The sequence below is a fragment of the Pseudovibrio sp. Ad37 genome (genome assembly GCF_001623075.1).
Classification (GTDB): domain Bacteria; phylum Pseudomonadota; class Alphaproteobacteria; order Rhizobiales; family Stappiaceae; genus Pseudovibrio.
In genome coordinates this window covers 1-13359 of record NZ_LMCF01000027.1, presented here as the reverse complement: position 1 = coordinate 13359, position 13359 = coordinate 1, and the positions used below count along the sequence as shown (strand labels likewise).

The window sequence follows — 13359 nt, the reverse complement described above, 5'->3', positions numbered from 1 at the left end:
CTGTCAGTTAAATCTGAGCAGAGAGATCCTTGGCGAGTTTGGTGTACTTGTCGCCAACGATGAGGTGGAGCGCTTTGTCTCCGGCTTTCATGACCTGAATGCCTGCCTGTGACAGCTCTGGCATGGACACTCCAGCGATATCGCGCAGTTCTACGCGCACGCGGGTATTTGCAACAGCCTCAACAGCTACCACGTTATCCTTGCCGCCAAGCTGACCAAAGATTGCAGCGGCGTCGAGACCTTGCTCAGCAACAGGTTGTGCAGAAGCACCGCCGCCTTGCAGGTAGATCTCCATATCGGTCTTCAGGTTCTCCGAAGCCGTTCCGAAGATGGCCTGAGCACCATTACCAACGCGGATCACACCGCGAGCACCGAGGGCTTTCAACGCAGCATCATCAACCTTGGAGACATCAGCGGTGCTGACACGCAGACGGGTGATACATGCATCCAGATTGGTGATGTTGTCTGCGCCGCCGAAGGCTTTCACAAGCGCTGCGGACATTGCATCTTCATCGCCGCTGGTAACAGCTGCGGAGGCTTCAGTTGCAGCTTCGCGGCCTGGAGTTTTCAGGTTCAGGGCTACAATGAGAACACGGAATACAGCGTAGTACAGAGCTGCGTAACCCAGACCAAACACGACCAACATCCAGCCGTTGGAAGACAGTGGGTAAAGCAGAACGTAATCGATGAAACCGTGTGAGAAGGTCATGCCGTGCTTGATGCCGAGCATGATCATCAGGGAGTAGCCAACACCTGCCAGAATGGCGTGTGCGATGTAAAGAACTGGCGCAACGAAGAGGAACGCAAATTCGATTGGCTCGGTGATACCGGTCAGGAAGGAGGTCAGCGCAGCGGAGATCATGATACCGCCAACCATGGTGCGGTTTTCAGGCTTCGCGCAGTGCCAGATTGCCAGTGCAGCAGCAGGTAGGCCCCACATTTTGAAGAGGTAGCCACCAGCCATGTTGCCAGCAGTTGGGTCACCAGCAAGGTAACGCTGGATTTCGCCGGTTACGGCCTGGCCAGTTGCCGGATCAATGTAGGAACCAGCTTCAAAGAAGAAGGGAACGTTCCAGATGTGGTGCAGGCCGAATGGGATCAGCGCACGCTCGATCACACCGTAGATGAAGAACGCAATTTCCGGGTTTTCTTCAGCTGCCCAACGGGAAAACGCGTTGATGGCACCACCGATTGGAGGCCATACGAATGACAGGATAACACCGAGGAAAATACAGGCAAACGCGGTGATGATCGGCACAAAGCGCTTACCTGCGAAGAAACCGAGATAATCCGGTAACTTGATGCGGTAGAACTTGTTGAACATGAACGCAGCCAGCGCGCCCACGAGGATGCCGCCGAACACGCCGGTATCAATGGAGGTAATCCCGAGGATCGGCTTGGTTTCGATCGCAAGTGTCTCAGCAACAACGCCCATTGTTGCAAGAAGAACACCGTAACCAACCACAGCTGCAAGGCCAGCAACACCATCGTTTTTGGCAAAACCGAGTGCAACGGCAACTGCGAAGATGATTGGCAGGTTACCGAAGATCGAGCCACCAGCCTGAGCCATCAGGTGGTTGATGAATTCCGGAATGAACGGCAGGTCAGCTGCGCCGACGCCGAGAAGGATACCAGCAGCTGGAAGAACCGACACTGGCAGCATAAGGGACTTACCAACCTTCTGTAAGGCTCCAAATGCGTTTGAGAATGTACTCATTGTTTTTCCCCCAGAGTTGCATGGTGTGCGAGCACGCCATGCCCCCTGATTTTGTTAGGTATTCCCGACTGGAACACCAACTCCCACATTTACTCCTGCATCACTGCTGTGATTTGAGGAGATCTTTCACGTCACTGGTATCCGCGCAGTCCAAAGCTGCTTGCGCGAGCTTGCGGGACTCCTCCATGGATACAGTGCGAACTGTGTGTTTCACTTCCGGCAGAGCAGGTACGCTGACGGAGAGTTCTTTAATGCCGAGGCCGATAAGGATCGGGACGGCTTCAATCTGACTGGCAAGACCGCCACAAACGCCGACCCATTTGCCTGCATCTTCTGCGGCGCGAACGGTGAGTTCGATCATGCGCAGAACGGCTGGGTGCAGCGCATCCGCACGGGATGCGAGGCCCGGGTGGCCACGGTCGATGGCCATGACGTACTGGGTGAGGTCGTTGGTGCCGATGGAGAAGAAGTCCACTTCCTGTGCCAGCTTGTCGGCCATAAGAGCAGCGGAGGGCACCTCGATCATGATGCCCACTTCAACGTGCTCAACACCAAGGTTCTTCTGCTCTTCACGCACCAGCGCGTTGACGGCACGCAGCTCGTCTAATGCACTGATCATTGGGTACATAATGCGTGCATGGCCTTTGTGCGCCTGAGAGAGAATGGCGCGGACCTGTCGGCGCAGGATGCTTGGACGCTCGATGCCGATACGCACACCGCGAACACCGAGGAACGGGTTTTCTTCATGCGGCATAGGCATGTATGGCAAAGGCTTGTCGCCGCCCACGTCCAGAGTGCGGATGATAACAGGGCGTTCCTTGCCCATAACCTCAAGAATTGCGCCAACTTTTTCGGCCTGCTCTTCTTCCGTCGGCTCGTTGAGGCGCTCCATGTAGAGGAACTCGGAACGCAGCAGGCCAACGGCTTCAGCACCAGCTGCAACAGCTTTTTCAGCATCTTCTACACTGCCGATGTTGGCCGCAACTTCCACCCGGAAACCGTCTTTGGTGATGGCTGGCTTGTGGGCGTCGCGCTGGTATTCTTCAGCTTGCTTGGCTGCGTTTTCGATCTTCTTGGTGAAGGCAGCTTGCTCTTCGTCAGTCGGAGAAACTTTGATTTTTCCGCGCTTTGCGTCCAGAAGCAGCACGGTGCCGTCTTCCAGATCCTTCATGGCTTCTTCGACATTGACGAGATATGGCAGGTCGTTGGAGCGGGCGATGATGGCTGCGTGAGAAGATGAACCGCCATGAGTGGTACACAAACCAACAATCTTGGTGAGATCCAGAGCAACGATTTCGGAAGGGGTGACGTCTTCCTGAAGAAGGATGGTGCCTTCCTCCAGAATTTCACCGCCGTCATCAACGCCAAGCAGTTTTTTCAGAACCCGCAGACCAATGTCGCGCACGTCAACAGCACGGCCAGCGAGTAGTGGGTCATCCATCTTTGCAAGGGTTTCTGCCTGTGCTTCGTAAGCCAGCTTCCAACTCCAGGCTGCACCTTGGCCCTTCGCGATATCGGCCAGAGGCTTCTCGGAGAGTTCCGGATCGGAGAGCAGCTCGATATGGGCGTTGAAGACCTCTGCCAGTTCTTCCTGACTGTTCTTGTTCAAGCGATCTATGATGCTTTGCAGGTCTGCGATGCTGGATTTGACGGAGGCTTTGAACGCGGCACGCTCTTCAGCAGGGCCGATGCTTTCGCGGGTAACTTCCGGTAGCGCTTTGTTGTGCTTGACCAATTTGCCGATGGCGCGGCCCGGGGATGCGGTGAAGCCGATGAGAACACCTTCTTCACCGGACTTGACCTGAAGCAGAGGCGCTTCTTCAATCACATCTTCCTGCGGAACCTCGGAGGAACTGGTGATTTCTTCGCCAAGACCAGCTTTCACAGCAGCGATAACATCAGCTACCACTTGCTGTGCATCCGGACCAAAAGCTTCAATCTCCAGCTCGTCACCAAGCTTTGTTTTCAAAGACATAATGCCGGTAACGGAAGAGCCGCTGCAGGTTTTGCCGTTGACCGTAAAGGTCACTTTCGCATCCGCTTTACGCACTTCAACAGCCAGACGGGCGGCTGGACGGGCGTGGAGGCCAGTGGCGTTGGGGATCTTGACGGAGCCAGTGATAGCAGGGCCGGTTGGCTCGGCAGCAGTTTCCTGCGCTGGAGCAATTGTGGCTTGCGGATCGTTGCTGCTTGGGACGGTGAAGACGACCTGATTGAGGTCTGTCTGAGCACTGCCGAGGGGAGCAACTGTTGTGACTTCCTGACCGCTGGTGATGACAACTGCGGACTGAACGGAAACACATTCGCGGGCGATGAGGTCGACGTCGAAGGTGATAAGAGGTTGACCTTGCTCGACCTGATCTCCCTCAGCGACGTGGAGTTCAAAGCCGCGGCCTTTTAGGGCGACGGTGTCGAGACCGATGTGCATCAGCAGTTCAACATCACCTTGTTGTAGTGTAACTGCATGATGTGAATTATGAATTTGAGTTATCTGGCCAGCAAACGGGGCGTAAAGAACATTGTCTGTCGGGTCGATGGCAACACCATCACCCATCATCTTTTCGGCGAACACCGGATCGGGCAGGTCGGTGACAGCCTGAACAATGCCCTTCAAAGGCAAATTGATGGAAAATTTGTTTTTTGGATCCTTCACCATTTTATCTCCCGATTATATTAGGTGAATGCGCGCCTTCTTAAGCTTCCACTAAGTCTTGAAGGGACAAGAGGCGATTTTTACGCGAGGATCATTTGCGTAAGGCCGCACAACAATACGTAAAAAGACTAGTGTTACGGGGTGTTACGAATTGTTACAAAGGGAAATATTTCTCATTACATAGAGAATGACTTGCTGAAGGATATCAGTGCTAATCGACTTGATGTATAGATAAGATTAACTCGTATTATATACTAATATACATCATGCAATTACATGCAGTCGGCAGCACCCTCCCTTACATTTGCAACAATGCTGTAACAACAGCTTGATACATTACAGAGCGGCCAATTCGGGCAGTTTCACTTGTAATGAAGATCAGCACGCGCTCTAGCATCCCGAAATCGCAAAAGCGCGCATGCCTGAAGGGACCACGGGACCGGATTTCAGTCTGCATTTTTCTTTGCGTTGTTTTGTGATTTTTGCGTTCAAAGCGCTTTTTGCTGCGCGCTTATGTGCTGAACCGCGAGGAGAGGAGCCCGCGGCAGCATAGAGCCGCCACAGGTCAAGTTTCGATCTTCAGAGCAAGACAGTTCTGGCTTCTTTGTTGCTCAGATAAGCTGCTTCGATGATGCGGATGGTCTGCATCGCGTCACGTGGGGAGACTGGTACTGCGGTATCCTTGCGAACGGCGTCCCGCATACCTGCGTAGAACCGTTCGTATCCACCTTTCTGGCTTGGTACGCGCGTACCTTCACCCGTCTCGTCATACAGCGTGCCCCTGTCGTCTTCAGCTTCAACGCCCCAGGTCGGGCTTGCAGGTCCACCGCCAGCCTTCAACATGTCCTCTTGCGGGTCCATGCCATAGGTAATGTAGGTGGCTTTATCCCCGCTCACCTGAAAGCGTGGACCTTGCTCTGTGCTGAGACAGTTGCCGTGTAGGATCACGTCGCAGTCGTCATAGCCGAGCACAAGATGGAAGTGATCCACCGCTGCTGCCTCTTTACGCTGAACGCGCAGTTTCGCCTGAACGGATTTTGGCGTGCCAAACAAACTCTGCGCCTGATCAATGCCATGGGCACCGAGGTCATAAAGAATACCAGCACCGGGGATATCCTGCTCGCGCCAACGGCCTTTAATGTCCGGGCGGTAGCGGTTGTAGTTGCACAGGTACGAGTGCACTTTGCCGAGCTTGCCTGTTTCCATCAGGTCCTGAACCGTCAGGAAATCACAGTCGAACCGGCGATTATGATAGACTGAGAGCTTCAGGTCTTTCTGCTCTGCAATGTCGATCAGCTCTTCAGCTTCTGCACTGGTGATGGTGAATGGCTTTTCAACCACCACATGCTTGCCAGCGAGCAGGGCCTTTTTGGCATGGTCGTAGTGCAAGGTGTTGGGCAGGCTGAGAACGACAAGCTCGATCTCCGGTTGCTCCAACAGCTCATCAAAGGAGGTATACGGCGTGCAGTCAGGCAACTTGCTTTTGACGAGATCCGGTTTGCTGGAAACCACAGCGGCAAGGTCGATCCCTTCCACAAATGTCAGCAGGGGTGCGTGGAAGCTTTGGCCAGAAACACCAAAGCCCACAAGAGCCGTTTTAACAGGCTGAACAGAACTCATGTTACGCATCACTCGCTGGAAAATTCTTCTGCACGTTGTCGAGGTCAAGAACGGTTGGCAGGGATGCCTCGTTGCCGAGGAACTGAATGGCGTGTGCAGAGGCCGCGCGTGCTGTTTTGAAGTGATCTTCCCAACTGCCTTTTGGGTCTGCCAGATACGCATAGACGTAAGCACCGTGGAAGGTATCACCCGCTCCGTTGGTGTCAATGACGCGCTCTTTTGGCACTTTCAGAGCTGGTAAACGTTTGATCGGGCATTTGTCTTCGTACCACAGCAGGCCTTCTTCGCCTTGTGTGACACCGCCGACCTTCACGCCTTTGGCACGCAAGTATTCCAGCGTGTCTTCCGGGGGTTTGCCAAGTTGCTCACAGAACAGCTCGGATACGATGGCTACATCGATATAGTCGAGCAGCTCCTCGGTGTTCTCGCGAACAGCACCACCATCCAGAGACGTCAGGATGCCGTGTTTGCGGCAAAGTTTGGCGTAGTGCAAAGCGGCATGAGGAATGTGACCATCTACATGCAGCGCCTGACAACCAGCCAGGTTAAGCTCAGGAACCGGATGCAGGAAGTCGTTGTCACGACAACGTACGATGGCCCGTTTGCCGTCCTTCGGCATGATGAAGGAGAGGGAACTTTCCTTCACTTTGCAGCTATGGATTGGAATGGAGTATTTGGCCGCCATATCGCGGAACATGCGGGAGAGCCAATCGTCTGCCATGGAGCACAGCAGGTCAGGTGAAATGCCCAGCTTTGCGCAGACGAAAGCCGCGGTGACAGCGTTGCCACCAAAGCTGACAGCATAATCCTGCGCAATTGCCTTCTCGTCACCTTCCGGCATGGTCTCTGACAAAAAGGTCACGTCGATGTAGGACTGGCCAATAAATAGCGCTTTCATCCTGTACTCCATTAAAGTCCGGGTCACACTGCGCAAATGCAGTGATGGTACCTTCCGCTTTTAACGACGGATTTCTAAATGATGTCCTAGGGAAATCATGAAAGTGCCTTGCTCGCAAACCTGATGTATCAACTTGTTACATTACAGGTTGTTTTTGCGGGTCTTTCCCCAAAATGGTGGGTTCTATGAGGGAAACTACGCAGAAGGCGAGTGCACCTACAACTCGCGCGGCAATTTCACGAAGATACAGAACTTGCCTTCCGGTGTTTCGCCAAGGCTGATTTCGCCGCCATGGGCGTTGATGATCTGTTTGACGATGGAAAGGCCGAGGCCAACACTGGAAGAGCGGGTGCGCTCCACACTGTCATTGCGGAAGAAGGGCTCAAACACCTTCTCGTGCAGATGGTCCGGAATGCCGGGACCGGGATCACTGATGGAAACAAGCAGCTGATCATTCTCAAGGTTTTGCATCTCAACGGTGGCCGCACCACCATATTTGAGCGCATTATCAATGAGATTGCTAAAGGCACGGCGCAAAGCAGTCGGTTGCCCGTTCATGACTGCGCGGCCCTCAACCTCCAGCTCAACTTCACCGCCACCACCAAAAATATTGCGGCTTTGGTCCGTCAGTTTATGGCGCTGGGGGACGAAGACAACATCATTGCCCGTGTCCATATAGTCATCACAAAGAGATTGCAGCAGCGCGGCGAGGGAGAGGTGCTGAGGCTCTTCCAGCAAGGCGTTGAACCTTAGAAAATCAAGCGAGGCCGCGATGAGACGGGTCATTTCCTCCACATCATGCAGCATGCGGTTGCGTAGGGATGTGGATTCGATCTGCTCCAACCGGAGCCGCAAACGGGTTGCGGGGGTGCGCAAGTCATGACTGATGGAGGCCAGCATGCGTTTTTGTTCTTCCAGCAACTGCGCTCGGGCTTCCTGCTCTCGCACCAGCGTATCCTGCAGGGCAACGGCTTCCTCGGTGTCCCACGGTTTCAGTTCGGCCCGCTCATATTTTGCGAGGGACCGGAACGGGGCGGCGGTGTAGTGAATGAGGCTGCGGGCCAGCACAAATACCAGTGTGATGCAAAGGGCTGCGATGATGAAGAGCACCGGCTCCGTCATCCGGTCTTGCCACAACTTCGGGAAGGTGATCAGGCGGCTGCCTCGTCCCTCTGGCAAGGTCAGATAGAGCTTGATAGCCTTGTCCTGTCGTGTGACTGCCTGAGTAAAGGCGCCCAGCTTATCAAGTTGATAGGCTGGATTGAGTTGGTCGTGCGTGATCAAATCTGCCCGGGGCAGAGCGCCGGTAAACACCAGTTTGGCTGCGAGCTTGAGACCATCGTTATTGAAGGTCAAAGGAAGAGAAGAGACATCACCTGAAAACACTGGTTTGCCAGCTTCAACAACCTGCAGATACTTACCCGCAAAAGGAGCGGATGCAGTGCCGCGCATGTATTGGCTCAGTTCCGCACCGGCCTCAAAAGAGTTCGCCAGTGCTAACTCGCGCGTGTTGTAGGCGTTGAGCGTGAGCCCCAAAACCACGAAAACCGAGAGCACGGCGGTGATGAGAACCACAACCATACGGCGTTCAAGGGATCTGGGCAGGAGACTCAGGATCAGTCCTGACATGGCCACGCTCTTTTCAGTGCCATGGACCTACACCCGCGTTACGCTTTGAGAAAACAGATAGCCCTGATGACGCACTGTGGTGATGAAGTCCGTACTTGGGTCCGTCTGTGCCAGCTTCTTGCGCAGGCGGCTGATCAGAATATCAATACTGCGATCGTGGGAATCCACCTTAGCACCGCGCAGCACGCGGCCCAGTGTATCGCGAGAGATCGGTTTTTGTGGTGCCTTCACAAAGGTCAGTAAAGCGTCAAACTCGGAAGAGCTCAAATGCACCAGCACACCATCTGGTGCGGTCAGGTGGCGGGTTGCCTCATCCAGTTTCCAACCGGCGAACTCAAAGCGCTGCGCTTTGGGCGCGGCTGCTGTTTCAACGTCTTCAGTCCGGCGGAAAATAGCGAAGATGCGAGCCTGTAACTCACGAGGATTGAACGGCTTTTCCAGATAATCATCAGCGCCCAGCTCCAGCCCGACAATACGCTCCGTATCACCTGTAATCGCGGAGATGATGATGATTGGCATCCTGGAGGTCTGGCGCACGCGCTGGCACAGGGTCAGCCCGTTTTCTCCCGGCAACATGATGTCCAGAACCATCAGATCAATGTGGTTGGTGTCCAGAAGCTCAATGGCTTCCTCTGCAGAGTTTGCAGTGAACACGGTGTACCCACGATCTTTCAGGAAGTCTGCCGTCAGGCTGGCGATTTCCTCATCATCGTCAACAATCAGCAGTGTTTTGTTCGAGAGCATCATACCTCGGTGTACCCATTTCAGTCCCAACCAGCTCACTCTGGCCCAGTGCTGTATAACAAAACATTTGGCCGCTGCGAGAGGAATGTGTATGCGTCAGGTTGTCTTGCACGTGCAAGTTCATTGGATTGTGTGTTTATACGCGATAAATTGAAGAAAGAGTTTGCTAGAAGCGTCCTTGAGAATACCCATCGGGAGAATGTAATGGGCAGCCCGCGTCTCAGCTTGGTCGCACTTGCTGTTTTATTCGGTAGCATAACGGCACAAGCCGCACCCACCGCTGAAGTTCTGCATTTCTGGACATCAGGTGGAGAAGCACGTGCTGCCCTTTCGCTCAAGCAAGCGTTTGAGGCCCGTGGCGGCGTGTGGGATGACGCACCTGTTGCTGGCGGAGGCGGCGATGCCATGGCAGCCGTCTTGCGTGCCCGTGCGCTGGCCCAGGTGCCGCCCTCCGTTGCCCAGATCAAAGGCCAGAACATTCAGGAATGGGCCGAAATTGGCTCGCTTCAAGGGCTTAACACCATAGCGCAGCAGCAGAACTGGGATGAGCTGCTTCCAGACCTTTTGAAAGAAACCGTTCAGTATCAGGGCAAATATGTTGCTGTGCCTTTGAACATCCACCGTGTGGACTGGATCTGGGCCAACCCGAAAGTGCTGGATAAGGTCGGCGTGACACCTCCGCAAACATGGGAAGAGTTCAACGAGGTGGCGGACAAAATCAAGGCCGCTGGCATTATCCCACTCGCCCATGGCGGACAGCCCTGGCAAGACGTGACCCTGTTTGAAGTGGTGTTGCTGGGGATCGGCGGCGCGGACTTTTACAAAAAAGTCTATCTGGATCTGGATCAGGACGCTTTGCGCTCGGAGACCATGATCAAGGTGTTCGACCAGATGCGCAAGCTCAGCACTTATGTGGACCCCGGCGCTCCGGGCCGTGAGTGGAACCTTGCCACTGCCATGGTGATGCGCGGTGAAGCGGCCATGCAGATTATGGGCGACTGGGCCAAGGCCGAATTTCTGACAACTGGCCTCAAATACGGTGAAGACTTCATCTGCGTCTCGTCTCCCTCCAAAGGCGGTTACATCATCAACTCCGACAGCTTCGCCATGTTCAAAGTCTCAGACCCTGAGCAGCAAGCCGGACAGCAACTGATGGCCTCCATGCTGCTGGATGAAGAGGTGCAAAAGGACTTCAACCTGCTGAAAGGCTCTATTCCTGCCAGACTTGGCGTGAGCCTTGATGGCTTTGACGAGTGCGCCATGAAATCAAGCGAAGACCTTCTTCTCAATGAAGCCCGCAACACAGTGGTTGGGTCCATCGCCCACGAGCTTGTTCAGTCCGGTGCCGTGCGTGGGGCTTTTCTGGATGTGGTCACAGAGCATTTCAATACGGATATGTCTTCGCAAGAGGCTGTCAATCAACTTGCCGAGACCGTAATCCTAGCAGATTGATTTCCCTAGGGCAGTCAGAGTAAAGCGTAGATCCTGATAAGACCGCAGCACCCAGTGAGCAAAGAGAACCCTATGTCCAACCCCCAGCAGCGCAAGCAGATGTCTGTTCTCGACAGAGCGCAGCGATATTTGCCGCAGCTGGTGGTCGCACCACCGTTCTTGCTCCTGGTGTTCTTCGTTTATGGCTTCATTGCATGGACGGGCTTCATCTCGCTCACCAACTCCCGCATGCTACCTACCTTTGATTTTCAGGGCATTCAGCAATATGTGCGCCTGCTGGCCATGGACCGCTGGAACGTAGCTTTCCATAACCTCCTGATTTTCGGCAGTCTTTACATCTTGTTCTCAATCACCATTGGCTGCGTGCTGGCCGTTCTGCTGGATCAACGCATCCGGGCAGAAGGTGCGCTGCGCACGATCTATCTGTATCCCATGGCGATCAGCTTCATTGTGACGGGCACAGCGTGGAAATGGATCCTGAACCCGTCCCTCGGCATTGAAAGCTACATGCAAAAACTGGGGTGGGAAAGCTTCCAGTTCGACTGGATCGTCAACCGCGATATGGCGATCTATGTGGTGGTCCTCGCCGCCGTCTGGCAGGCCTCAGGCTTCGTGATGGCCCTGTTTCTGTCTGCTCTGCGTACCGTTGATGAGGACATCATCCGTGCCGCTCATCTGGACGGCGCCAGCACCACCCGCATCTATTTCGGCATCATCCTGCCATCGTTGAGGCCTGTATTCCTCTCCGCCTTCGTCATTCTCGCACACTTGTCTATCAAGAGCTTCGACCTTGTGGTGGCACTGACAAATGGCGGGCCGGGCTACTCCTCCACGCTGCCAGCCAACTTCATGTACGAGATGGCCTTCCGCCGTAACCAGATCGGCCTTGGAGCAGCTTCTGCCATGATGATGCTGGCAACCGTGGCTGCAATCATCGTGCCCTATCTGTATTCCGAGTTGAGGGCAAAGCGTCATGGCTGAACCCAAAACACTCCCAGGCGCCAACGGCAAACGCCATCTGCTTGGCCGGCTGTTTATCTGGACCTTACTGCTCGCCGCCGCCGTGCTCTATCTGGGCCCAATCTACGTGGTGCTCTCTACCTCGCTGAAGGATCTTGCCGAGATCCGCGCAGGAGCCTTGCTGGATCTGCCCCATGAGCTCAACTTCACCGCCTGGCGCGAGGCATGGTCCAGCGCCTGCATCGGTGTGCGCTGCGAGGGCCTGCGCCCGTACTTCCTCAACTCGGTGATTATGTCCGTGCCGTCGGTTGCGATCTCCACCCTGATCGGCGCCTTAAGTGGCTATGCCCTGTCGCTCTTCCGCTTCCGCGGCGCAAACATCATCTTCGCCCTGATGCTGTTCGGCTGTTTCATTCCGTTCCAGATCGTCATCCTGCCCATGGCCCAAACCCTCGGCTATCTGGGCATCGCCAACTCCATCACTGGCTTGATCGTCGTGCACACCATCTACGGCATCAGTTTCACCACGCTGTTCTTCCGCAACTACTACGTTTCCGTTCCGCAAGAGCTGGTCCGGGCAGCCACAATGGACGGGGCAGGGTTCTTCCGCATCTTCTGGCACATCATGCTACCGCTCTCGGTTCCCATCATCGTGGTCTCGGTCATCTGGCAATTCACGCAGGTGTGGAACGAGTTCCTCTTCGGCGCCAGCTTCACCTCAGGCGGGTCTCAGCCCGTGACAGTCGCGCTCAACAATCTCATCAACTCCACCACCAGCGTGAAACAGTACAACGTGGACATGGCAGCCGCGCTCATAGCCGCCGCGCCAACCCTTGTTGTCTACATCATCGCTGGACGTTTCTTCGTGCGCGGGCTCACCGCCGGCGCGGTCAAAGGCTAAAGGCTCATTTATGGCGACCATATCCATCGAACATGCCTCAAAATCCTTTGGCTCAACAGACGTCCTCCAGGACATTTCGCTTGATGTAAAAGATGGCGAATTCCTTGTCCTGCTTGGTGCGTCCGGCTGCGGAAAGTCGACGCTGCTCAACATCATCGCCGGACTGGAACCCATCGCAGACGGCACCATCCGGCTGGATGGTGAGGTGGTCAACGACGTCCACCCCAAGAACCGCGATATCGCCATGGTGTTCCAGAGCTACGCGCTCTACCCAAATATGACGGTAGAGCGCAACATCGCGTTTGGTCTGGAAATGCGCAGGATCAGCAAAGCTGAACGTAAAGCCGCCGTGTATGAGGTGGCCAGCATGCTGCAGATCGAGCATCTACTTGCCCGCAAACCGGCCCAACTTTCCGGCGGACAACGCCAACGCGTTGCCATGGGTCGTGCCCTCGTGCGTCGCCCCAAGATCTTCCTGTTTGATGAACCGCTCTCCAATCTGGACGCCAAACTGCGCGGCGAAATGCGCACGGAGATCAAAAAACTCCACCAGACCCTCAAGGCCACTATGGTCTATGTGACCCATGACCAGATCGAGGCCATGACGCTGGCCGATCGCATCGCCATCATGAAAGACGGCGTGATCCAACAAATCGGCAGTGTGCGTCCGGCGAACCCGACCTACAAAACGGAAATAGGCCCTGTTACGCTGGCTTAGCAGCGTAACACCACGGCATGAGATCGTTGAGGCGGGTGATCTTGTGATCAGCGATTTGAGCCAGAAC

At 54.9% G+C, this 13359-nt stretch carries 9 protein-coding genes and 1 pseudogene; 4 read left to right on the top strand and 6 right to left on the bottom strand.

All coding sequences use genetic code 11. The features are described from left to right. Nucleotides 1-7: 7 nt before the first annotated feature. The 6 genes from ptsG to PsAD37_RS08375 all read right to left on the bottom strand — a co-directional run bounded on the left by ptsG (nucleotide 8) and on the right by PsAD37_RS08375 (nucleotide 9261). On the bottom strand, nucleotides 8-1717 hold the full coding sequence (gene ptsG / locus PsAD37_RS08400) for a PTS glucose transporter subunit IIBC (RefSeq protein ID WP_063295759.1): 1710 nt from the start codon (nucleotides 1715-1717) through the stop codon (nucleotides 8-10). Between the two features lie 100 nt (nucleotides 1718-1817). Then, on the bottom strand, nucleotides 1818-4373 hold the full coding sequence (gene ptsP, locus PsAD37_RS08395) for a phosphoenolpyruvate--protein phosphotransferase (protein ID WP_208991772.1): 2556 nt from the start codon (nucleotides 4371-4373) through the stop codon (nucleotides 1818-1820). A gap of 576 nt (nucleotides 4374-4949) precedes the next feature. Further along, the gene (locus PsAD37_RS08390) at nucleotides 4950-5990 is read right to left on the bottom strand and encodes an oxidoreductase (RefSeq protein WP_063295758.1); all 1041 of its coding nucleotides are present in this window, start codon (nucleotides 5988-5990) and stop codon (nucleotides 4950-4952) included. A gap of 1 nt (nucleotide 5991) precedes the next feature. After that, nucleotides 5992-6888, bottom strand: coding sequence for a sugar kinase (locus tag PsAD37_RS08385; RefSeq protein WP_063295757.1), 897 nt, complete (start codon nucleotides 6886-6888; stop codon nucleotides 5992-5994). Nucleotides 6889-7104: 216 nt separating this feature from the next. Further along, a complete protein-coding gene (locus PsAD37_RS08380; RefSeq protein WP_063295756.1) occupies nucleotides 7105-8517 on the bottom strand; it encodes a HAMP domain-containing sensor histidine kinase in 1413 nt (470 codons plus the stop codon). Between the two features lie 27 nt (nucleotides 8518-8544). Then, nucleotides 8545-9261, bottom strand: a complete 717-nt coding sequence (locus PsAD37_RS08375; protein ID WP_208986705.1) for a response regulator — start codon at nucleotides 9259-9261, stop codon at nucleotides 8545-8547. Nucleotides 9262-9465: 204 nt separating this feature from the next. On the opposite strand from PsAD37_RS08375, the gene PsAD37_RS08370 reads away from it, so the two are divergent. From PsAD37_RS08370 to PsAD37_RS08355, 4 genes and pseudogenes are all read left to right on the top strand, one after another. Next, entirely contained in the window at nucleotides 9466-10713 is a 1248-nt protein-coding gene (locus PsAD37_RS08370) for an ABC transporter substrate-binding protein (RefSeq protein ID WP_063295755.1), read from the top strand. Nucleotides 10714-10785: 72 nt separating this feature from the next. Continuing rightward, nucleotides 10786-11694 (top strand): carbohydrate ABC transporter permease, encoded by a 909-nt coding sequence (locus tag PsAD37_RS08365; protein ID WP_063295754.1) that lies wholly within the window; start codon nucleotides 10786-10788, stop codon nucleotides 11692-11694. Beyond that, nucleotides 11687-12574 carry a carbohydrate ABC transporter permease gene (locus tag PsAD37_RS08360; protein ID WP_063295753.1) on the top strand — a complete coding sequence of 296 codons (888 nt, stop codon included), beginning with the start codon at nucleotides 11687-11689 and terminating at the stop codon, nucleotides 12572-12574. Before PsAD37_RS08365 ends, PsAD37_RS08360 begins: the two co-directional genes overlap by 8 nt. Before the next feature lie 10 nt (nucleotides 12575-12584). Then, nucleotides 12585-13235, top strand: a pseudogene (locus PsAD37_RS08355) (ABC transporter ATP-binding protein); the annotation flags it as partial. Nucleotides 13236-13359 lie beyond the last annotated feature (124 nt).

Coding starts and splice junctions, on each gene's coding strand:
- ptsG (WP_063295759.1), bottom strand. CDS start 1,717: ATGAGTACATTCTCAAACGCATTTGGAGCCTTACAGAAGGTTGGTAAG.
- ptsP (WP_208991772.1), bottom strand. CDS start 4,373: ATGGTGAAGGATCCAAAAAACAAATTTTCCATCAATTTGCCTTTGAAG.
- PsAD37_RS08390 (WP_063295758.1), bottom strand. CDS start 5,990: ATGAGTTCTGTTCAGCCTGTTAAAACGGCTCTTGTGGGCTTTGGTGTT.
- PsAD37_RS08385 (WP_063295757.1), bottom strand. CDS start 6,888: ATGAAAGCGCTATTTATTGGCCAGTCCTACATCGACGTGACCTTTTTG.
- PsAD37_RS08380 (WP_063295756.1), bottom strand. CDS start 8,517: ATGTCAGGACTGATCCTGAGTCTCCTGCCCAGATCCCTTGAACGCCGT.
- PsAD37_RS08375 (WP_208986705.1), bottom strand. CDS start 9,261: ATGCTCTCGAACAAAACACTGCTGATTGTTGACGATGATGAGGAAATC.
- PsAD37_RS08370 (WP_063295755.1), top strand. CDS start 9,466: ATGGGCAGCCCGCGTCTCAGCTTGGTCGCACTTGCTGTTTTATTCGGT.
- PsAD37_RS08365 (WP_063295754.1), top strand. CDS start 10,786: ATGTCCAACCCCCAGCAGCGCAAGCAGATGTCTGTTCTCGACAGAGCG.
- PsAD37_RS08360 (WP_063295753.1), top strand. CDS start 11,687: ATGGCTGAACCCAAAACACTCCCAGGCGCCAACGGCAAACGCCATCTG.